At 71.0% G+C, this 22,719-nt stretch carries 13 protein-coding genes; all 13 read left to right on the top strand.

Translation table 11 applies throughout. The features are described 5' to 3' along the window. Window positions 1-116: 116 nt before the first annotated feature. Window positions 117-1,277 (top strand): inositol-3-phosphate synthase, encoded by a 1,161-nt coding sequence (locus tag F9C41_RS37305; protein ID WP_155391559.1) that lies wholly within the window; start codon window positions 117-119, stop codon window positions 1,275-1,277. After that, window positions 1,264-2,106 carry an SCO3242 family prenyltransferase gene (locus F9C41_RS37300; RefSeq protein ID WP_155391558.1) on the top strand — a complete coding sequence of 281 codons (843 nt, stop codon included), beginning with the start codon at window positions 1,264-1,266 and terminating at the stop codon, window positions 2,104-2,106. The genes F9C41_RS37305 and F9C41_RS37300 overlap by 14 nt, the downstream gene beginning before the upstream one ends. Then, the gene (locus tag F9C41_RS37295; RefSeq protein ID WP_155391557.1) at window positions 2,103-3,407 is read left to right on the top strand and encodes a TIM barrel protein; all 1,305 of its coding nucleotides are present in this window, start codon (window positions 2,103-2,105) and stop codon (window positions 3,405-3,407) included. The genes F9C41_RS37300 and F9C41_RS37295 overlap by 4 nt, the downstream gene beginning before the upstream one ends. Beyond that, entirely contained in the window at window positions 3,407-4,255 is an 849-nt protein-coding gene (locus tag F9C41_RS37290) for a TatD family hydrolase (RefSeq protein WP_155391556.1), read from the top strand. The genes F9C41_RS37295 and F9C41_RS37290 overlap by 1 nt, the downstream gene beginning before the upstream one ends. After that, window positions 4,255-5,373, top strand: coding sequence for a metabolite traffic protein EboE (gene eboE, locus F9C41_RS37285; protein ID WP_155391555.1), 1,119 nt, complete (start codon window positions 4,255-4,257; stop codon window positions 5,371-5,373). The genes F9C41_RS37290 and eboE overlap by 1 nt, the downstream gene beginning before the upstream one ends. Then, complete coding sequence (locus F9C41_RS37280; protein WP_155391663.1) at window positions 5,370-6,743, top strand: nucleotide pyrophosphatase/phosphodiesterase family protein; 1,374 nt, start codon at window positions 5,370-5,372, stop codon at window positions 6,741-6,743. The genes eboE and F9C41_RS37280 overlap by 4 nt, the downstream gene beginning before the upstream one ends. Continuing rightward, window positions 6,740-7,822 (top strand): polyprenyl synthetase family protein, encoded by a 1,083-nt coding sequence (locus tag F9C41_RS37275; protein WP_155391554.1) that lies wholly within the window; start codon window positions 6,740-6,742, stop codon window positions 7,820-7,822. The genes F9C41_RS37280 and F9C41_RS37275 overlap by 4 nt, the downstream gene beginning before the upstream one ends. Window positions 7,823-7,980: 158 nt before the next feature. After that, complete coding sequence (locus tag F9C41_RS37270) at window positions 7,981-11,121, top strand: fascin domain-containing protein (protein ID WP_230690299.1); 3,141 nt, start codon at window positions 7,981-7,983, stop codon at window positions 11,119-11,121. A gap of 319 nt (window positions 11,122-11,440) precedes the next feature. Next, window positions 11,441-14,716, top strand: coding sequence for a discoidin domain-containing protein (locus tag F9C41_RS37265; protein ID WP_196280112.1), 3,276 nt, complete (start codon window positions 11,441-11,443; stop codon window positions 14,714-14,716). A 58-nt stretch (window positions 14,717-14,774) separates the two neighbouring features. Beyond that, window positions 14,775-16,889 carry a ThuA domain-containing protein gene (locus tag F9C41_RS40915; RefSeq protein ID WP_196280111.1) on the top strand — a complete coding sequence of 705 codons (2,115 nt, stop codon included), beginning with the start codon at window positions 14,775-14,777 and terminating at the stop codon, window positions 16,887-16,889. Between the two features lie 76 nt (window positions 16,890-16,965). Continuing rightward, window positions 16,966-19,803: a PQQ-dependent sugar dehydrogenase gene (locus F9C41_RS37250; protein ID WP_155391552.1), complete on the top strand. Its 2,838-nt coding sequence runs from the start codon at window positions 16,966-16,968 to the stop codon at window positions 19,801-19,803. A gap of 28 nt (window positions 19,804-19,831) precedes the next feature. Then, the gene (locus tag F9C41_RS37245; RefSeq protein WP_155391551.1) at window positions 19,832-21,325 is read left to right on the top strand and encodes a glycoside hydrolase family 99 protein; all 1,494 of its coding nucleotides are present in this window, start codon (window positions 19,832-19,834) and stop codon (window positions 21,323-21,325) included. Window positions 21,326-21,564: 239 nt separating this feature from the next. Next, a complete protein-coding gene (locus F9C41_RS37240) occupies window positions 21,565-22,614 on the top strand; it encodes a sugar ABC transporter substrate-binding protein (RefSeq protein ID WP_155391550.1) in 1,050 nt (349 codons plus the stop codon). Window positions 22,615-22,719: the final 105 nt, after the last annotated feature.

Here is a 22,719-nt window from a genome sequence, read left to right as displayed (position 1 = left end):
ATTTGCTCATTCGCACGAAACTTTTGCTAGATCAGAAAAAAGTACAGATCGTCATCTAGAAACTTTTGCAGATCTAGATTTAATATGACCGCCACGATCGCGTTACAGGAGGTCCTGTGCGTACTGGTATCTGGCTCGTCGGCGCCCGCGGTTCGGTCGCGGTCACCAGCATCGTCGGCGCGCTGGCGGTGCGGGCCTCGCTCGCCGATCCCATCGGCTGTGTCACCGAACTGCCCCCGCTGCGCCACCCGGCGCTGCCGGCCCTGTCCGATCTGGTCTTCGGCGGCCACGACGTGTCCTGTGTGGCGCTGGTCAAGAAGGCGCACTCGCTCGTCGCGGCCGGCGTGCTGCCCGCGGCGGTGGTCGCCGCCGTCGCCGACGAGCTGGCCGCCGTCGAACCCGACGTGCGGCACGCGCCCGACGGCCCCACCCAGCACGACACCATCGCCCGCATCGCCGCCGACCTCGTGGACTTCCGCGAACGCCACGGGCTCGCCCGCGTCGTCGTGGTGAACGTGTCCTCGACCGAAGCCATCCCGCCCGACCACCCGGCGCACGCCGACGCCGCCGCGCTCGCCGCGGTGCTGCACCACGAGCAGGTGCTGCCGCCCAGCGCCCGCTACGCCTACGCCGCGTTCACCGCGGGCTGCTCCTACGTCGACTTCACCCCGTCCACCGGAGCCCGGCTGCCCGCGCTCGACCAGCTCGCGGCGCGGCACGGCGTGCCGTATGCGGGCAGCGACGGCAAGACCGGCGAGACCCTGCTCAAGTCGGTGCTCGCGCCGATGTTCGCCATGCGCAACCTGCAGGTGCGGTCCTGGTCGGGCACCAACCTGCTCGGCGGCGGCGACGGCGCGACGCTGGCCCGGCCGGAGGCCAACGCGGCCAAGGTCGCCAGCAAGCAGCGGGTGCTGCGGGAGACGCTGGGCTACGAGCCGGAGGGGCACACCCGCATCGACTACGTGCCCGACATCGGCGACCTGAAGACCGCCTGGGACCTCATCACCTTCAGCGGCTTCCTCGGCAGCCGCATGCGGCTCGAGTTCACCTGGCACGGCTGCGACTCGGCGCTGGCCGCGCCGCTGGTGCTGGACCTGGCCCGGCTCACCGCCGCGGCGCACGCCCAGGGCCTGTCCGGGCCGCTGCCGGAGCTGGCCTTCTTCTTCAAGGACCCGATCGGGCAGGTGCCGCACGGGCTGGCCGAGCAGTGGCGCGACCTGTGCGAATGGGTGCAGGCCTGGCCACAGCCCGTTGAGGGCCGCGATGAGACTGCGTGACCTGGCCCAGCTCGTCCGGGCGCCGGCCGCGCTGTCGGTGCCCGGTGACGCGGTCGCGGGCGCGACCGCGGCGGGCACGCTGGACGCGCGCACCGCGGGCATCGCCGCGGCGTCGGTCTGCCTGTACTGGGGTGGCATGGCCGCCAACGACTGGGCCGACCGGGAACTCGACGCCGTCGAGCGGCCCGAGCGGCCCATCCCGTCCGGGCGGATCAGCCCGGATACAGCACTGGCCATCGCGGGCGGCCTGACCGTGGCCGGGCTCGCCCTGGCCGCGGCCAGCGGCGGAAAGCGCACCCTGGCCACCGCGGGGCTGCTCGCCGGGGCGGTGTGGGCGTACGACATCAGGTGGAAGAACTCCCCGGCCGGGCCCGCCGGGATGGCGCTGTGCCGGGGACTGGACGTGCTGCTCGGCGCGAGCACCGGCGACCTGCGCAAGGCCGCCCGCCCGGCGCTGGCCGTCGCCGCGCACACCTACGCCGTCACCGCGCTGTCGCGGCGGGAGGTCAGCGGCACCGACCGGGTGCTGCCCGCGCTGACCATGACCGCGACCGCGGCGGTGGCCACGCATGCCGCGGGCCGCAGCGGCGGCTGGCTGCCCGCGGTACTGGCGGGCTGGTACGCCACCCGCTTCGGCAAGGCCCAGCGCGAGGTGCTGCGCCACCCCGACGCGGGCCGGGTGCGCGCCGCGGTCGGGGCAGGGATCACCTCCCTGCCCGCGCTGCAGGGCGCGCTCATCGCACGGGACGGGAAACCGCTGGTCGGAGCCGTGGTCGCGACCGCCGCCCCGGCCGCGGCCAAGCTCGCGAGGAAGGTGTCAGCGACATGAGCCTGCGCTTCGGCTACGGCACCAACGGATTCGCCAACCACCGGCTGGCCGACGCGCTCGACGTGATCGCCGAGCTGGGCTACGCGGGCGTCGCGCTGACGCTCGACCACGCGCACCTGGACCCGTACGCCCCCGATGTGAAAGACCAGGTCGCCCGGACCGCGCGGCTGCTCGCCGAGCGTGAGCTGGGCGTGGTCGTGGAGACCGGGGCGCGCTACCTGCTCGACCCGCGGCGCAAGCACGCGCCCACGTTCCTGCACGACGACGCCCACCGCCGCGTCGACTTCCTCAAACGCGCGATCGACATCGCCGCCGGGCTCCACGCCGAAGCCGTGTCGTTCTGGGCGGGGGTGCGACCGGCGCACGTGTCGGCCGAGGTCGCCTGGCAGCTGCTGGCCGAGGGCTGCGCCGAGGTCGTCGCGTACGCCGCCGAGCGCGGCGTGGCGGTGGGCTTCGAACCCGAGCCGGGCATGCTCGTCGAGACGCTGGCCGACTGGACGCGGCTGCGCGAGCTGGTCGGCGCGGGCCTCAAACTGACCCTCGACATCGGGCACTGCCGCGCCAACGAGCCCGCCGACGTCGCCGAATGCGTGCGCATCGCCGGGCCGTACCTGGTCAACGTGCAGATCGACGACATGCGCCGGGGCGTGCACGAGCACCTGGAATTCGGCGACGGCGAGATCGACTTCCCGCCGGTGCTGCGGGCGCTGGCCGAGACCGGCTACCGCGGCCTGGTCGCCGTGGAACTGCCCCGGCACTCGCACGCCGCCCCCGACGTCGCCGCCCGCTCGCTGAGCTTCCTGCGCGCCGTACAGTGGCTCGGCGACGCGCTCGACCAGCTCGCCCGCGACCCGGCCGCGATCGCGACGCTGCTGCCCGCGGCCCGCCGCCGGGTCGGCCGCGCCGCCGCCGAGGACGTCCGGGTGCGACTGCTCGGCGCCGTCACGCTCACCTCCGACGAGGCCGAGCAGCTCTACCGCTACGGCGACAACGACGAGAAGCGGGCGGTGCTGCTGGCCTACCCGCAGCCGGACCTGGTCCGCGACGCGTTGCGCAGCAACGACACCCGGCTGGTGGCCGCCGCGCTCGGCCCCGCCGCCCGGGACCTGCCCGACGCCGAGTGGCGTCAGGGCGTGCTCAAGAGCGTGTTCATGGGCCTGCCGCTGTCCGGCGTCGACGGACTGGCGCAGCGGGCCGACGCCGAGCTGGGCCGGATGCTGGCGGCATTGCGCCGCGAGCGCGAGGCGGCCGGCCGCACCATGCCCGACGACGCCGTCGACCTCCTGGAGAGGCTGCATTGATGCGCATCTTCGATCCGCACATCCACATGACCTCGCGCACCACCGACGACTATGAGCGGATGGCGGCGGCTGGGGTGCGAGCGCTGGTCGAGCCGGCTTTCTGGCTCGGCCAGCCCCGCACCAACACCGGCTCGTTCACCGACTACTTCGACGCGCTCATCGGGTGGGAGCCGTTCCGGGCGAGCCAGTACGGCATCCGGCACCACTGCACCATCGCGCTGAACCCGAAGGAGGCCAACGACCCGCGCTGCCGCGAGGTGCTGGCCCTGCTGCCGCGCTACCTGGAAAAGGACCGGGTCGTCGCGGTGGGCGAGACCGGGTACGACTCGATGACGCCGGAGGAGGACGAGGTGTTCGCGGCGCAGCTGGAGTTGGCCCGCGCGCACGAGCTGCCCGCGCTGGTGCACACCCCGCACCGGGACAAGGTCGTCGGCACCCGGCGCAGCCTCGACGTGGTCAAGGAGTCCGGCATCGACCCGGGCCTGGTCGTGCTCGACCACCTGAACGAGCCGACCGTCGGCGAGGTCGCCGGCAGCGGCTGCTGGATGGGCTTCTCCATCTACCCCGACACCAAGATGTCGCCGGACCGGATGGTCGCGATCCTGCGCGAGTACGGCCTGGAGCGGATGCTGGTCAACTCGGCCGCCGACTGGGGCAAGTCCGATCCGCTGCTCACCCTGCGTACGGGCGAGGCGATGCTGGCGGCCGGGTTCAGCGACGACGACGTCGACCGGGTGCTGTGGCGCAACCCGGTCGAGTTCTACGGCCAGTCCGGCCGACTCGACCTCGACGACGTGGCCACCGAGGGCACCTTCGCGGGCAACTCGATCCTGCGCGGGGGTTCGTGATGCGGCTGCGCGACGCCGACGGTGCGACGGTGCACCTGGCGTACTGCACGAACGTGCACGCCGCGGAGGACTTCGACGGGGTGCTCTCCCAGCTCGACCGGTTCGCCGTGCCGGTGCGCGAGCGCCTGGGCGTCGACCTGCTCGGGCTCGGCCTGTGGCTGGCCGCCCCGGTCGCCCGCGCTCTGGCCGAGCAGCCGCAGTTGCGGGCGCGGCTGCGCCGCGAGCTGACCGTGCGCGGGCTGGAGACGGTGACCCTCAACGGCTTCCCGTACCAGGCCTTCCAGGCGCCGGTGGTCAAGCACGACGTGTATCTGCCGGACTGGACCGACCCGCGGCGGCTGCGATACACCCTGGACCTGGCGCTCGTGCTGGCCGAGCTGCTGCCCGACGACGCCGCCCGCGGTTCCATCTCGACGCTGCCGCTGGCCTGGCGCGAGCCGTGGGACCGCCGCCGCTTCCGGGCCGCCAAGGCGCAGCTCGACGAGCTGGCCGCGGGCCTGGCCCGGGGCGAGCGCCCGATCCGGGTCGCGCTGGAGCCCGAGCCCGGCTGCGTGGTCGAGTCCACCGACCAGGCCGTCGCGGCGCTGTCCGCGGTCGCCAGCGAGCACCTGGGCGTCTGCGTCGACCTGGCGCACCTGGCCTGCGGCTGGGAGGACCCGGTCGACGCAGTCGCCAAGCTCAAGGCGGCCGGGGTCGCCGTGGTCAAGGTGCAGGTGTCGCAGGCTCTCGAAGTCGAGGACCCGCAGGCGGCCCGGCAGGTGCTGGCGGCGTACGCCGAACCGCGGTTCCTGCACCAGACCCGCAGCTCGGCCGGCGAGCGCTTCGACGACCTGCCGCAGGCCCTGGCCTCCGACGCGCCCGGACCGTGGCGCATCCACTTCCACGCGCCGCTGCACGCCGCCGCGCTCGACCCGCTGCGCACCAGCTCCACGGTGCTGCGCGAGGGCCTGGCGGCGCTGCTGACCAGCAGCGACTGCGACCACTTCGAGGTCGAGACGTACACCTGGGACGTGCTGCCGCCGTCGGCCCGTCCCGTCGACGACGCCGGGCTGGCCGAGGGCATCGCCGCCGAACTCGCCTTCGCCCGCGACCAGTTCGCCGCCCTGGGGGTCTGCTGATGAAGCCACTCGTCGTGCTGAACGTGGTCGGGCTGACGCCCCGGCTGCTGGCGCACATGCCGCGGCTGCGTGCCGCGTTCGCCGGCGGGTTCACCGCCCGGCTCGACCCGGTCGTGCCCGCGGTGACCTGCTCGGTGCAGGCCACCTTCCTCACCGGCGAGACCCCGGCGGGGCACGGCATCGTCGGCAACGGCTGGTACTTCCGCGACCTCGGCGAGGTGCTGCTGTGGCGGCAGAGCCACGCGCTCGTCGAGGGGGAGCGGGTCTGGGACGCGGTGCGCCGCGAGCGGCCCGGCTACACCGTGGCCAACATCTGCTGGTGGTATGCCATGGGCGCGGACGTCGACTGGACGATCACGCCCCGCCCGATCTACCGCGCCGACGGCCGCAAGGACCCCGACTGCTACACGATCCCGGCCGAGCTGCACGACGAGCTGCCGACGTTCCCGCTGTTCAGCTACTGGGGGCCGGGCGCGGGCATCGCCTCCTCGGCCTGGATCGCCGCGGCGGCCGTGCACGTGATGGCCACCCGCAACCCGGACCTGACCCTGGTGTACGTCCCGCACCTCGACTACGACCTGCAGCGCTTCGGTCCGTCCGCGCCGCAGGCCGCGGCTGCCGCCGCCGAACTGGACGCCACGCTGGGCCCGCTGCTGGACGCGGCCGCCGCACGCGGTGCGACCGTCGTCGCGCTGTCGGAGTACGGCATCACCGACGTCAGCCGCCCGGTGCACGTCAACCGGGCGCTGCGCGCCGCCGGGCTGCTGCACGTGCACACCCAGGACGGCATGGAGTACCTCGACCCGTGGACCTCGCGCGCCTTCGCGGTCGCCGACCACCAGGTCGCCCACGTCTACGTGCGCGACCCCGCCGACGTCGCCGCGGTGGCGAAGCTGTGCGCCGAGCTGCCCGGCGTCGGGCAGGTGCTCGACGAGTCCGGCAAGGCCGGGCAGGGTCTGGACCACGAGCGCAGCGGCGAGCTGGTGCTGCTGGCCGAGCCGGACTCCTGGTTCACCTACTACTACTGGCTCGACGACGCCCGCGCGCCGGACTTCGCCACCCACGTGGAGATCCACCGTAAGCCCGGCTACGACCCGGCGGAGCTGCTGTTCGACCCGGCCGGGCCGGGTGCGGCGAAGGGCCGCGCGGCCAAGGCGCTGGTGCGCAAGAAGCTCGGCATGCGATACCGCATGAACGTGGTAGGCCTGGACGCGGGCGCGGATGCGATCCGCGGCTCGCACGGCCTGCTGCCGCCCGGCGCCGACGACGCCCCGCTGCTGCTGTGCACCGACCCCGCTCCCGCCGTGGACCGCATCGCCGCCACCGACGTGAAGTCCCTGCTCCTCCGTTTGGCGGGAGGTGCGCCGTGACGCTCGCGCCTGCGCCTACGCCGTTGGCGGCCAGGATCGATGCGGTGCTGGCCGGGTTCGTGGACGGGCAGCGGCTGCTGTGGCCCGACGACGACCTGCGGCCGATGCTGGACACCGTGCGCCGGTTCATCCTCACCGGTGGCAAGCGGCTGCGGCCGGCGTTCTGCTACTGGGCCTGGCGCGGGGTGGCCGCGTCCGAGGAGCGGGGCGAGGACCAGGCGGCGGTGACCGCGGGCGCGGCGCTGGAGCTGTTCCACTGCTTCGCGCTGATCCACGACGACATCATCGACGCGGGCAGCCGCCGCCGGGGGCAGCCGTCGATGCACGAGGAGTTCGCGGCGGCGCATGCCCGGCACGGGTGGCGGGGTGACGCGCGCTCGTTCGGGCGCAACACCGCGCTGCTGTGCGGGGACCTGTGCGCGATGTGGGCCGAGGAACTGCTGGTGGGCTGCCCGGCGGCGCCGGCGCGGCTGGCACAGGCGCAGCGGCTGTTCGCGGTGATGCGGGCCGAGGCGGTGGCGGGGGAGTACCTGGAGGTCGTGGCGCAGGCCATGGGCGACTTCGGGCCCGGTGCGCGGGCGCGGGCGGCGCGGGTGGTGCAGCTGAAGACGGCGCGGTACTCGGTGGTGCGGCCGCTGCAGATCGGGGCCGCGCTGGCGGGGGCGAGCGACGCGGTGCTGGCCGGGCTGGCCGCCTTCGGGGAGCCGCTGGGCGAGGCGTTCCAGCTGCGTGACGATGTGCTGGGGGTGTTCGGCGACCCGGCGCGCACCGGCAAGTCGGTGCTGGACGACCTGCGCCAGGCCAAGCCGACGACCCTGCTGGCGGAGGCGTTCGCGCGCGGGGATGTGCGATCGCGTGCGGTGCTGTCGGCACACGTGGGAGAAGCAGGTCTGGACGAGGCGGGCGCGGCACGGGTGCGTGCGGTGATGGCGGAGTCGGGTGCGCTGGCGGCGGTGGAGGAGCGGATCGAGGCGGCCCGCGCCGAAGCGCTGCGGGCGCTGGAATTCCTGGATGTGGCGGAGGAGTCGCGGCAGGCGCTGGGGGCGCTGGCCGACTTCGTGGCGAGCAGATCGGTGTAAGGCAACAGGATCGCTCACATTTCCACTGAGGTCACCAATTTTCGATATAAGCAGAGACATGTCTTAACCTGATCTTCATCTATCCTATAGGATATTTCATACACGGTCTGGTAACAGGCCGGAAACTCTGCCCCCACATTTCGCGGAGGTTTTCCCCCATGAACCTCAGCAAGTCGTTACGCCTGGCCCTGGCGGCGGTACTCGCCGCGGGCCTGGGCGCGGCCGTCCCCGCCGCGCCCGCCCTGGCATCCCCGACCGATGCCGCCTTCAACTCCTCCACCGGCGCCCTCAACGTCAACTACGCCGGCTACCTGTCCAAGCACGACCTCGTCTACAACCGCCAGAACACCAACCCGCTGCACGGACTGACCGTCGGCAACGGCCGCACCGGAGCCATGGTCTGGTCCCAGAACGGGATCACCGCCCAGGTCTCCGGCGTGGACCTGTCGCAGCAGTCGGCGTTCGCGGCCGGCATGCTCAACTTCAACACCAGCCCGGCCATCGATGCCGGGTCGAGCACCTTCCAGCAGCGGCTGTCGCTCTACGACGGCACGCTGACCACGAAGTACGACAGCAACCGCACCGTCACGATCATGGGCTCGCCCAACTCCGAAGTGATGGGCATCCACGTCGACGACACCCGTGGCGGGGTGTCGGCCGCGACGCTGGAGCTGAGCCTGTGGGACCCGAACGGGGTCTCCAACAGCGCCGACGTGCCCAACCTGACCACCTGGCGCACGGTGTCCACCGGCAGCGACGCCTCCGCGGCGTGGTTCAGCCGGGGCCAGGCCGATCCGAACAACTTCGGCTACACCTTCGCCGCCACCGTCGAGGGCGCGTCCTACAGCGCCTCGGTGGTCAACGGCACCCGGGTGCGGCTGAGCATCACGCCCACGTCGAGCTACACCATCTGGTTCACCGCGGCCAGCCGGATCAACTCGCCGAACCTCGACTCCGTCGCGCAGGCGAAGAACCAGCTCGCCTCGGCCAAGTCGACCGGTTACAGCACCACGTTCACCAACTACAAGAACTGGTGGCACAACTTCTGGGGCAAGTCGTTCGTGCAGTACTCGAACTCCGCCGGCGACGCCGACTACCTGGAGAACGTGTACTACCTGTCCACGTACATGATCGCGGCGGGCGGGTACGGCAACTACCCGGTGCACTTCATCAACGGCGTGTTCCGGGCCACCGGCGACCAGACCAAGTGGAGCAACGGCTACTGGTACTGGAACCAGCGCGACGTCTACAACTCGTTCCTGGCCAGCAACCACGCCGACATGATGGCGGTGTTCAACCGGCTCTACAGCCGCAACTACACCGCGTTGAAGGCGTACACGCAGACCAGGTACGGCACCGACTCGCTGTGGGTGCCCGAGACGATGGGCTGGGACGGCAACGCCCGCGGCACCGTGGGCAGCGACTACGTCAACGACATCTACTCCACCGGCACCGAGGCCGCGTACAACATGTACCTGCAGTACCGGTACACCAACGACACCGCGTACCTGCAGAACACCGTGTACCCGTACATGAAGGACGCGCTGCGCTTCTACCAGAACCGGTTCCAGCTGATCAACGGCAAGTACCAGATGGTCAACAGCAACGCCCACGAGACCTACTGGGACGTGCGCAACGCGATCACCGACCTGGCCGCGGTCCGGCTGCTCGCCCCGCTGACCATCCAGGTCAGCACGCAGCTCGGCCTCGACAGCGGGCTGCGCGCGGGCTGGCAGAACCTGGTCGACAACCTCTGGCCGTACCAGCTGAGCAACAACGCCTACCTGCCGCACGACCCGCCGTCGTCGCAGGTGCGCAACGGTGAGAACGTGTCGGCCGAGCTGATCTGGCCGTACGACCGCACCGGCATCGGCTTCGCCGACTACAACACGGCGGTCAACACGTGGAACGTGCGGCCCAACCCGTACGCCAACGTGTGGGCCAACGACCACGCGCAGGCGGCCCGCCTCGGCCTGGGCGACCAGGCGTTCAACGGTATGCGCACCATGCTGCAGCGCTACCAGAACTACCCCAACGGCATGACCAACAACACCAACGGGGTGTTCGAGTACCTCGGCATCCACCTGGTCGCCATGAACGAGTCGCTGCTGCAGAGCTACAACGACAAGATCAGGGTGTTCCCGGCGCCGCCCACCGCCTCCTCCTTCGTCGGCAAGTTCACCCTGCTGGCCAAGGACGGCTTCCTGGTCAGCTCGGAGCGCGAGGCCGGTGAGATCAAGTACGTCGGGCTGCGCAGCCAGTTCGGCAAGAACGCCACCGTGGTCAACCCGTGGGGCACCCAGCAGGTCCGGGTGCGCCGCACCTCCGACAACGCGATCATCACCACCTCCTCGGCCGCCGAGGTCAGCTTCGCCACCGCCGCCAACACGGTGTACGTGGTCGAGCGCACCGCCAAGCCGCTGACGAACTACACGGCGACCACGCTGACCGGCACCGCCAACAACGGCCAGAAGTCGCTGCTCAACACGGCTTCGACGCTGGGTCTCGGCACGCCCGGCGGCGGCGGTGGCGGCGGGATGGTCAACGACACCGACCTGACCTACGACGCCGGCTGGTACCACACCACCGCCCGGGGTTACGGCGACTACAACGACGACACCCACCACACCAACACCGTCAACGCGGCGGCGTCGTACACCTTCACCGGCACCGGGGTGGAGTACCTGTCCGAGCGCAACGGCGACATGGGCAACGTGGACGTGTACCTGGACAACGTGTTCCAGGCCAACGTCAACCTGTACGTCTCCGGCGCCCGGCAGGCGCAGGCGGTGGTCTGGTCGAAGACCGGGCTGAGCAGCGGGCAGCACACCATCCGGATCGTCAACAAGGCCACGGCCGTGGCGATCGTGGACGCGCTGCGCATCACCACCGGCGGCACCTCACCGACCGGCTACGTCGCGCTGAAGGCGCAGGCCAACGGGCAGTACGTCACCGCCGCGAACGCCACCACGGCACTGATCGCCAACTCGACCACGGTCGGCACGGCGCAGCAGTTCCAGGTGAGCGACCTCGGCAACGGCAACATCGCGCTGCGCGCCCGGTCGAACAGCCAGTTCGTCTGCGCGGAGAACGCGGGCGCCAACCCGCTGCTGGCCAACCGGGCCTCGGCCGGCTCCTGGGAGACCTTCGCCCTGGTCAGCAACTCCGACAACACGGTGAGCCTGCGGGCCACCGTCAACAACCAGTACGTGACGGCCGAGAACGGCGGAGCGGGCTCGCTCATCGCCAACCGCGCGTCCATCGGCCCCTGGGAGAAGTTCGAAATGATCACACTCTGACCGTCGCGGGGGGCCGGACCAGGTCCGGCCCTCCGCCCACGCCACTTCGGAGCCGAGCATTCGGCGACCCGGCTCCGAGCCGACCGTCCGGGATCCCGCACCCCGTGGGAGCCCGGTGGCCCGGACGGCACCCGGCGTTCCGCCTCCACGGGCGGCACGTCGCGGACCGCCCGGACGCCCGACCCCGAGGGAACGCGTCATGGCACCCGTCGCCGAGATCCACCGTGCTCCGCGCCTGATCAGTGGCCGGTCGCCGGGACGGTCGTGCGCCCCTTCGGCTCCCCGTCCCGCACCAGCCGACACTGATCCGGAGCGACCCATGCCTCGAAGTACCCGCCCGCGCCTGGCCGCGGGCCTGGCCCTGATGATGCTCGCGAGCGTGGCGGCAGCAGCCGTCACCGTCGTCGCCGACCCCGCCCCGGCGGCCGCGGCGCCGCCGCCGACGTCCAGCTTCGAGAAGGTGAAGCTGGACGGCGGGCTGTCCATGGGCGAGCCGATCGAACTGTCCGTGCTGCCCGACGGCAAGGTCCTCTACATCAACCGGGGCACCAGCTCCGGCGGCGGGCAGGTCCGGCTCTACAACCCGGCCACCGGCTCCACCACGGTGGCGCTGACGCTGCAGCTCGACGCCCGGTTCGAGGACGGCCTGATCGGCATCACGCTGCACCCGCAGTTCGCGACCAACCGGTGGGTGTACCTGTTCTACTCCCCGGTGGCCACGCCGCTGGTCAACCGGATCTCCCGGTTCACCTTCAACACGTCCACCAACGTGCTGGACGCGGCCAGCGAGACCAAGCTCATCGAATGGCCCACCGAGCGGCGGCTGTGCTGCCACTCCGCGGGCTCGATGACCTGGGACAGCAACAACAACCTCTACTTCGCGGTGGGCGACAACACCAACTCCGGCGGCGACTCCGCGGGCATGGCCCCCATCGACGAGCGCACCTCGCGCGACGCGCAGTACGACGCGCAGCGCACCTCGGGCAACACCAACGACCTGCGCGGGAAGATCAACCGGATCCACCCGGAGAACAACGGGACCTACACCATCCCGGCGGGCAACCTGTTCGCGCAGGGCACGGCGAACACCCGGCCCGAGATCTACACCATGGGCAACCGCAACCCGTACCGCATCTGGGTCGACAAGCAGGCCAACAACACCCTGTACTGGGGCGAGGTCGGCCCGGACGCCGGTGCGACGATCGCCAACCGGGGCCCCGCCGCCTACGACGAGTACAACCGCGCCACCGGTCCCGGCAACTACGGCTGGCCCTACTGCGGCGGCCCGAACGTCGCCTACAACGACTGGGACTTCGCGGCCAACGCCCCGCGCGGCTGGTTCCCGTGCGGCGGCAGCACCGGCCCGGTCAACAACTCCCCGCGCAACACCGGCCTGCAGCAGCTCCCGCCGACCAAGGGCGCCCTCGTCTGGGAGCAGCACGGCGGCAGCGTCGACTGGCCCGCGCTGGACAACCCGGGCGGCTGCGGCTCGCCCAACCACGCCGAGGTCTACCACTACAACCCGAACCTGGTCTCGGACGTGAAGTGGCCGGCCTACTACGACAACAAGCTGATCATCACCGAGTACTGCCGTAACTGGATCAAGGAGGTCCAGTTCAACAACGGCAACCCGGTGACCGGCACCCCGACGATCATCGAGCCCGTGGTGTCCGGCATGCAGCTGGTGCACCCCATCGACATGGAGTTCGGCCCCGACGGCTCGCTCTACCTGCTCGAATACGGCAACGGCTACTTCTCCGGCGACGCCGCCGCGGGCCTGTACAAAATCAACTACGTGGCGGGCGGGCGCTCGCCGACCGCCGTGGCCACGGTCAACCGCGACAACGGCCTGGCCCCGCTCGCGGTGACGTTCTCCAGCGCGGGCAGCAACGACCCCGATGGCGACCCGCTGACCTACGCCTGGGACTTCGACAACAACGGCACCACCGACTCGACCGCGGCCAACCCGGGCTACACGTACACCACGGTCGGCGACAAGCGGGCCCGGCTGACCGTCAACGACGGCACCGGGCGCTCCGGCACCACGGTCATCCCGATCGTCGTCGGCAACAACCGGCCGGTGACCACGGTCGGGTCGATCCCTAACGGCGGCATCTACGGCTGGGGCGACAACGTCACTGCGACCGCGGCCTCCACCGACGCGCAGGACGGCACCATCGCCTGCGGCAACGTCGTCGTCCGGGTGGCGCTCGGGCACCAGGAGCACGCGCACGAGGAGGGCCAGGGCACCGGCTGCGGCTTCACCTTCAACACCGGACCGATCCACGCCGGGCTCGACGCGGTGCAGTTCTTCGTGGTCCGGGGCAGCTACACCGACCGCGGCGCGACCGGCACCGTGCCGCTGACCGGCGAGCAGCAGCTCACCCTGTGGCCCAAGCAGTGGCAGGCCGAGCACTACGTGACCCTCAACGGGCCCAAGGTGGTCGACCAGGCCGCGGCCGAGGGCGGCAAGCGCCTGGGCGACATCCAGAACGGCGAGAGCGTACGCCACCACGGCGTCAGCCTGAAGGGCATCACCAGCGTCAAGGCGCGGGTCTCCTCGGCCGGGGCGGGCGGCGTGCTGTCGTTCCGGTACGACTCCACGACCGGCCCCGAGGTCGCCCGGATCACCGTGCCGGGCACCGGCGGCTGGGACAACTACACCGAGGTCACCGCCCCGGTCACCAAGCCCGACGACGGCACGCACGACCTGTACCTGGTGTTCACCGGGACCGGCACCGGCGCGCTGTACGACGTGGACAGCTACACGTTCATCGGCAGCGGCGTCGGCTCCACCCCGCCCGGCGGTGGCCAGGACCTGGCGCAGGGCCGCCCGGTGACCGCCTCCAGCACCGAGGCCGGGGCCAACGTGGCCGCGAACGCGGTCGACGGCAACGCCGCCACCCGCTGGAGCAGCCTCTACGCCGACCCGCAGTGGATCGCCGTGGACCTGGGCGCCTCGTACAACGTCAACCGGGTCCGGATCAACTGGGAGGCCGCCTTCGGCCGGGCCTACCGGGTCGAGGTGTCGCCGGACAACAACACGTGGACGTCGGTCTTCTCGACGGCCACCGGCGACGGCGGGGTCGACGACCTCACCGTCACCGGCACCGGCCGCTACGTGCGCGTATACGGCACCCAGCGCGGCCTGACCCAGTACGGCTACTCGCTGTTCGACCTGAACGTCTACGGGTCCCCGGCCAGTGGCGCGGCCCTGCTGTCGCGCAACCGGCCGGTGACGGCGTCCAGCAGCGAGGCCGGGGCCAACGTCCCCGCCAACGTCGTCGACGGCAGCACCACGACCCGGTGGAGCAGCCTGTACGCCGACCCGCAGTGGATCACCGTGGACCTCGGCCAGACCCGCAACGTCAGCCGGGTGGTCCTGAACTGGGAGACCGCGTACGCCACCGCCTACCAGGTGCAGGTCTCCAACGACAACAGCAGCTGGACCACGGTCTCGTCCACCACCACCGGCAACGGCGGCGTGGACGACCTGGCCGTCACCGGCTCCGGCCGCTACGTGCGGATCAACGGCACGGCGCGCGCCACCCAGTGGGGCTACTCGCTGTGGGAGTTCGACGTCTACGGGTCCTGACCCTCTCGCGCCGGAGGCGACCGTCCGTCGCCTCCGGCGTCACTTCGAAGGAGCAACGATGCGCAGAAGGTTTCTGTCCCTGCTCACCGGCCTGGCCCTGGCGGTCGGGTCGGCGGCGCTGGCGCTGCCTGCCACGGCGCAGGCGGCGCCGCTGACCAAGGTGCTGGTCTTCTCCAAGACGGCCGGCTTCCGCCACTCCGCCATCCCCAACGGCATCGCCGCGATCCAGGCGCTGGGCACCGCCAACGGCTTCACGGTCACCGCGACCGAGGACGCCGCCCAGTTCACCACCGCCAACCTGGCCCAGTATCAGGCCGTCATCTGGCTGTCGACCACCGGCGACGTGCTCAACGCGACGCAGGAGGCCGCGTTCCAGAGCTACATCGCCTCCGGCGGCGGCTACGTCGGCGTGCACGCCGCGGCCGACACCGAGTACGACTGGGCCTGGTACGGGGGGCTCGTCGGGGCGTACTTCTCCTCGCACCCGGCGACCCAGCAGGCGACCATCCGGGTCGAGGACCGGTCCAACATCTCCACCTCGCACCTGCCGCCGACCTGGACCCGCACCGACGAGTGGTACAACTACCGCGCCAACCCGCGGGCCAACGTCAAGGTCCTCGCGAGCCTGGTCGAGTCGTCGTACACCGGCGGCACCATGGGCGACCACCCGATCACCTGGTGCCAGAACTACGGCGGCGGGCGCTCCTGGTACACCGGCCTCGGCCACACCGAGGAGACGTACACCGACGCGAACTTCCGCACCATGCTGCTCGGCGGCATCCAGATCGCGGCCGGGTCCAAGCCCGCCGACTGCCGCCCGGAGACCGGCTACACGGCGATCTTCGACGGCACGCAGAACAGCCTCAACCAGTGGCGGATGGCCGGACCCGGCGGGTTCACCCTGGCCAACGAGACGCTGACCTCGTTCGGCGGCATGGGCCTGCTGTGGTTCCCGGTGCGCACCTACAGCAACTACTCGCTGAAGGTCGACTGGATGATGCCGGGCGACGACAACGGCGGGGTGTTCATCGGCTTCCCGGACCCGCTCAACGACCCGTGGGGGCCGGTCAACGCCGGTCACGAGATCCAGATCGACGCCACCGACGCCGACCCGAGCCGCACCACCGGCAGCGTGTACAGCTTCCAGGCGCCCAACACCACCGCCCGCGCGGCCGCGCTCAACCCGCCGGGGCAGTGGAACACCTACGAGATCGGGCTGCACGGCCAGCGGGTCGAGATCTGGCTCAACGGCGTGAAGATCAACGATTACAACAGCACCCGGGCCATCGCCACCGGCTACATCGGCGTGCAGAACGACGGCACGGGCGCGGACATCAACTACCGCAACATCCGGATCAAGACCGACGGCAGCCAGCCGCCGGCCACCGACGTCGCACAGGGCAAGCCGGTCACCGTCTCCAGCACCGAGGCCGGCGGCAACGTCGCGGCCAACGCGGTCGACGGCAACGCCGCCACCCGCTGGGGCAGCCTGTACGCCGACCCGCAGTGGATCACCGTGGACCTCGGCCAGTCGCACAACCTCACCCGCGTACGGCTGAACTGGGAGACCGCCTACGGCCGGGCGTACCAGCTCCAGACCTCGCCCGACAACAGCACCTGGACCACCGTCTACTCCACGACCACCGGAGACGGCGGCGTGGACGACGTGACCCTCACCGGCGCCGGCCGCTACGTGCGCATGAACGGCACGGCGCGGGCCACCCAGTGGGGCTACTCGCTGTGGGACTTCAACGTCTACGGCACCCCCGCCGGGACCGGCCCGGTCCTGCTGTCGCGCAACCGCCCGGTGACGGTGTCCAGCGTGGAGCCCGGCAGCGCGCACAACGGCGCGAACGCCGTGGATGGCAACACCGGCACCCGCTGGGGCAGCGCCTACGCCGACCCGCAGTGGATCTCGGTCGACCTCGGCGCGAGCAAGACCATCAGCCGGGTCCGGATCAGCTGGGAGGCCGCCTACGGCCGGGCGTACCAGATCCAGACGTCCCCGGACAACGCCACCTGGACCACCGTCCACTCCACCACCACGAGCGACGGCGGCGTCGACGACGTGAACGTCACCGGCACCGGCCGCTACGTGCGCGTCAACGGCACCCAGCGCGCCCTCACCCAGTACGGCTACTCGATCTGGGAGCTCGACGTCTACGGCAACTGACCGAAGCTCCCCGCTCCACCCCCCCGGCGCGCAAGCCCCCGCGCGCCGGGGGCACCCCCACCCCGGAAGGAAGCTCATGAGGAAGATCCCACGGTGGCGGCTGTGGCTCACCGCCACCGCCACCCTCGCCGCGAGCGTCGCGGTGTCCGTCACGGCGGCCGCCCCCGCCGCCCAGGCCGCGCCGATCCCGGCCGCCGACTACCAGCAGGTGTCGCTGGCCACCGGCTCGGCCGAGCTGGGCGAGCCGATGTCGCTGGCAGTGCTGCCCAACCGCTCGGTGATCCACACGGCGCGTGACGGCACGATCCGGGTCACCGACGTCAACGGCAACACCAAGCAGGCCGCCAAGCTGTCCGTGTACACCCACGACGAGGAGGGTCTGCAGGGCATCGCGGTCGACCCGAACTTCGCCACCAACCGCTACATCTGGGTCTACTACTCGCCGCCGCTGACCACCCCCGGCGGCGACGCCCCGGTCACCGGCACCGCGGCGGACTTCGCGCCGTGGAAGGGCCACCTGCGGCTGTCCCGGTTCACGCTCAACACCGACGACACCGTCAACGTCGGCAGCGAGCGCATCACGCTGCAGGTCGACAACGACCGTGGCCAGTGCTGCCACGTGGGCGGCGACATCGACTTCGACAGCGCCGGCAACCTGTACCTGACCACCGGCGACGACACGAACCCGTTCGAGTCGGCCGGCTACAGCCCGATCGACGAGCGCACCAACCGCAACCCGCAGTTCGACGCGCAGCGGTCCTCGGGCAACACCAACGACCTGCGCGGCAAGCTGCTGCGCATCAAGCCGCAGGCCGACGGCAGCTACACCGTCCCGTCGGGCAACCTGTTCGCGCCGGGCACCGCCAACACCCGTCCCGAGATCTACGCGATGGGCTTCCGCAACCCGTTCCGGATGAGCGTCGACAAGGCCACCGGTGTCGTCTACCTCGGCGACTACGGCCCCGACGCGGGCACCACCGACGCCAACCGCGGCCCCAACGGGCAGGTCGAGTTCAACCGGATCACGTCGGCGGGCAACTACGGCTGGCCGTACTGCACCGGCACCAACACCACCAGCGAGACGTACAACGAGTGGAACTTCAGCACGAACGCCACCGGCCCGAAGTACAACTGCGCCGGCGGCCCGGCCAACAACTCGTTCCGCAACACCGGCCAGGCCACGCTGCCCGCGGCCCGCGCCAGCTGGATCCGCTACGGCGGCGACGCGGGCACCCCGCCGGAGTTCGGCGGCGGCTCCGAGTCGCCGATGGGCGGCCCGGTGTACCGGTTCAACGCGTCGTCGACCTCGACGGTGAAGTTCCCGCAGTCCATGGACGGGCGCTACTTCGCCGGTGAGTACGGCCGCCGCTGGATCAAGGCGATCGCGGTCAACGGCGACGGCACGCCCGGGGAGATCTCGGCGTTCCCGTGGACCGGCACCCAGGTCATGGACATGGCGTTCGGCCCCGACGGGGCGCTGTACGTGCTCGACTACGGCACCGGCTCCAACAACCAGGGGCTGTTCCGGGTCGAGTACATCGGCGGCGGCAACCGCAGCCCGGTCGCGGTGGCCTCGGCCAACAAGACCTCCGGCCCGAGCCCGCTGGCCATCAACTTCTCCTCGGCGGGCAGCTCCGACCCGGAGGGCGGGGCGCTGACCTACCTGTGGACGTTCGGCGACGGCACCACGTCGACGGCGGCCAACCCGACCAAGACGTACAACACCAACGGCACGTTCACGCCGACCCTGAAGGTCACCGACCCGGGCGGTCTGTCCGGCACGGCGAGCCTGGTCGTCACGGTCGGCAACGCCGCCCCGACGATCAACCTGACCACCCCGGGCAACGGCCAGCTGTTCAACTTCGGTGACACGGTGTCGTTCAACGTCAGCGTCAGCGACCCGGAGGACGGCGCGATCAACTGCGCCCGGGTGACGGTGACGTACTCGCTCGGCCACGACAGCCACGCCCACCAGATCACCTCGAAGACGGGCTGCTCGGGCACCATCACCATCCCGGTCGACGGCGAGCACGACGCCGCGGCGAACATCTTCGGCGTCATCGACGCCAGCTACACCGACAACGGCGGGCTGACCTCGCGCAGCACCCGCACCCTGCAGCCGAAGAAGCGCCAGGGCGAGCACTACGCCACGACCTCGGGCGTGCAGCCGGCCACCCACGCGGCGGCCGAGGGCGGGCGCACCGCCGGCTACATCGAGAACAACGACTGGATCGCCTACAACCCGTACATCGTGGGCAACGCGACCCAGATCAGCGTGCGGGCCTCCTCGGCGGGCGCGGGCGGCACCATCGAGGTGCGCACCGGCTCGGCGACCGGCACCCTGCTCGGCACGGTCACCGTGCCGGTGACCGGCAGCTGGGAGACGTTCACCAGCGTCACCGCCGCGCTGTCTGGCGCGCCGTCCGGCTCGACCACGCTGTACCTGGTGTTCAAGGGCGGCGCGGGCAACCTGTTCGACGTCGACTCGTTCACCTTCACCACCGGCGGCACGCCGCCGGCCAACCCGGTGGTCGCGTGGCGGGCCCGGGCCAACACCCGGTACGTCACCGCGGCCAACGCCACCACGGCGCTGATCGCCAACTCCACCACCATCGGGACCACGCAGCAGTACGACCTGGTCAGCCTGGGCGGCACCAACTACGCCCTGCGTTCCAAGGCCAACAACATGTTCGTCTGCGCGGAGAACGGCGGCGCGGCCGCGTTGCTCGCCAACCGGGCCTCAGCCGGGGCCTGGGAGACGTTCACGCTGGTCAACAACTCCGACGGCAGTGTCAGCCTGCGCGCGAACGTCAACGGCATGTACGTGGTCGCCGAGAACAACGGGGCCGAGCCGCTCATCGCCAACCGGGCCGCCATCGGCCCCTGGGAGAAGTTCGACCTCGTCACGCAGTGAACCTGATCGACCCGGAAGGGAAAAGATCATGAAACGCATCAGGCGGACCTGGTCCGTCCTGCTGCCGGCCGTCGGGCTGGCGCTGGCGCTCGCGGGGTCACCCGCGGCGTCGGCGCCCCCGCCGGTGGCGGCACCCGTCACCGCGGCTGCCCAGGCGGCCGCCGCGCCGCTGGCGTCCAACGTGCACATCTTCTACTACTCCTGGTACGGCAGCCCGGCCGTGAACGGCTCCTACCGGCACTGGCAGCAGGGCGGTTTCACCCCGCCCAACGCGATCGGGGCCAACCTGTACCCGAAGCTCGGCGCGTACGACTCCGGCGACTATGCCGGGGCCGTCAACCAGCACATGGCCTGGATCGCCCAGGCCGGGGTAGGCGTGATCGTCTACAGCTGGTGGGGTCAGAACTCCTACGAGGACCGCCTGGTCCCCGGGGTGCTCAACGCCGCCAACCAGCACGGCATCAAGGTCGCCTGGCACCTGGAGCCCTACGCCGGGCGCACCGCGGCGTCCACCGTCGCCGACGTCAACTACCTCAACAGCCGGTACGGCTCGCACGCGGCGTACTACCGCGACGCCGCGCACGGCAACCGGCCCGCGTTCTACGTGTTCGAGAGCCTGCGCATCACCGACTGGGCCCCGATCGCGCCGCTGCGGAGCAGCAACATCATCCTCGCGCAGACCACCGACACCTCGAAGGTGGCCAACTTCGGCGGGATGTACACCTACGACGCGATCGCCGGAGCGAGCGCGCCGGGGTGGGCCAACGCGAGTGCCTTCTGCAAGGCCAACGGGCTGGTCTGGGCCCCGTCCGTCGGACCCGGCTACATCGACGACCGGGCGGTGCCCGGCAACACCACCCCGACGCTCGGGCGCGACAACGGGGCGACGTACGACCGCGAGTGGGGCAACGCCCTGGCCGCGGCCAACGGCGGCCCGCCGGCCTGGGTGTCGATCACCTCGTTCAACGAGTGGCACGAGGGCTCGGTCATCGAACCGGCGAGCGCCGCTCCGCCGGGCGGTAACGGTTACCAGACCTTCTCGGGTGCGTACGGCCTCACCGGGGCCGCGGCCGAGACGGCCTACCTCACCCGCACGAAATACTGGGTGGACCGCTACAACCCGCCGGCGCCGTCGTCGGTGGTGGGCCTGCGCGCCCGGGTCAACAACCGGTACGTGGCGGCGGAGAACGCGGGCGCGGCCCCGCTCATCGCCAATCGCACCGCCGTCGGCCCGTGGGAGCAGTTCGACCGGGTGGACCTCGGCGGCGGCCTCATCGCGCTGCGCGCCCGGGTGAACAGCCGGTTCGTACACGCCGACAACACCGCACCGCTGATCGCGAACGCGACGGCGTCCGGCGCGTGGGAGACGTTCCGGGTGGTGGCCAACAGCGACGGCAGCGTCAGCCTGCTGGCCACGGCGAACAACCGGTACGTCTCAGCCGAGAACGCGGGCGCGGCGGCGCTGATCGCCAACCGCGCCGCCATCGGCGGATGGGAGAAGTTCGACATCATCCCCAGTTGACCCGGTGGACGGAGTGGAGGCCTCGACCCGCTCCGTCCACCACAGTGGACTTCGCCGTCGCCGCGGATGTTACGCGGCGGCGGCGAAGCCTTGCGTAGAAAGCGTTTTCATATTTCCATGTTCGGTCAGTGTCGTTACGGATCAGGGGTTGACTGCGGCAACGCGACCGAGTAAACATCTAGGAAATATCCTATAGGATTTCGATAGCTCGAAGTGCCTGACTAGGGAAGGAACTCGGCATGAGGCCGTTTGTTCGACTGGGCTCCATCGTCGGCGTGCTCGCTGTGGTGATCGCGGCGTCGGCCTGCACCAAGAAGGAAGACACCCCCGAGGGCGGCACGAGCGCCCTCACCGCCGCCCAGGTGAAGGTGGCGCTGGTCCCCGGCGGCGCGCACCCGTACTTCCAGCCGTGGAAGGACGCCGGCGGCAAGGCCAAGACCGACTTCGCCTTCGGCGACGTCACCTTCAACGAGACCGCCGGCTGGGACCAGACCAAGCAGAACGACGTGCTCACCTCGCTGGCCGCCCAGGGCTACAACGCCTTCGGCATCTTCGGCGTCGCGCCGGAGAGCATCAACTCCACCTTCGAGAACCTCAAGAAGCAGGGCTTCCACGTCGGCTCGCTGGCGTCCTGCCCCGCGGGCGACAAGAACCTGGCCGACTTCTGCCTGTCCACCGACGTGCAGGAGGCGGCGTACAAGGCGGCGAAGGCGGCCGTCGACGCCATGGGCGGCGCGGGCAACCTGGTCCACCTGACCGGCAACAAGGTCGACTCCAACACCCAGCGCCGCATCGCGGGCGTGCAGAAGGCCGTCGACGAGACCGGCGGCAAGGTCAAGCTGCTGGACACCATCACCGACATCGACAAGGACCTGCAGACCGCGCAGAAGGCCGTCGCCGACCTGCTGGCCGCCAAGGGCAGCCAGGTCAACGCGATCGTCACCACCGCCTACAACCCGGCCGTGGCCGCGGCGGGCGGCGTCAAGCAGGCCAAGCTGCCGATCAAGGTGATCGCCATCGACGACGACCCGACCATCATCGCGGGTATCAAGGCCGGCGAGGTCGCCGCGACCGTGCTGCAGAATCCGGTCGGGCAGGCCTACGTCGGTTCGTACGCACTGGTGAAGCTGTCCGAGGGCTGCACCATGGCCACCCCGGGTGTCATCATCGACTCCGGTTCGTTCGTGGTCACCACGGCCAACGTCGCCACCTACGACAACGACCGGGCGGCCAAGACCACCTCGCTCAAGTCCGACTTCGACAGCAAGTACCTCACCTGCGCCAAGTAACACGCTGACGGCCGGGGCGAGCCGCATCCGCCCCGGCCACCGCGGAACGCGCCCCGGCCTCACCCCACGCGGCCGGGGCGCGTTCGCGCCGATCGCGACGCGCCA

The organism is Catellatospora paridis (assembly GCF_009720365.1).
In the GTDB taxonomy this organism is placed as follows: Bacteria; Actinomycetota; Actinomycetes; order Mycobacteriales; family Micromonosporaceae; genus Catellatospora; species Catellatospora paridis.
The sequence above is the reverse complement of the archived record's forward strand: the minus strand, read 5'-3'. Positions and strand labels throughout refer to the sequence as shown.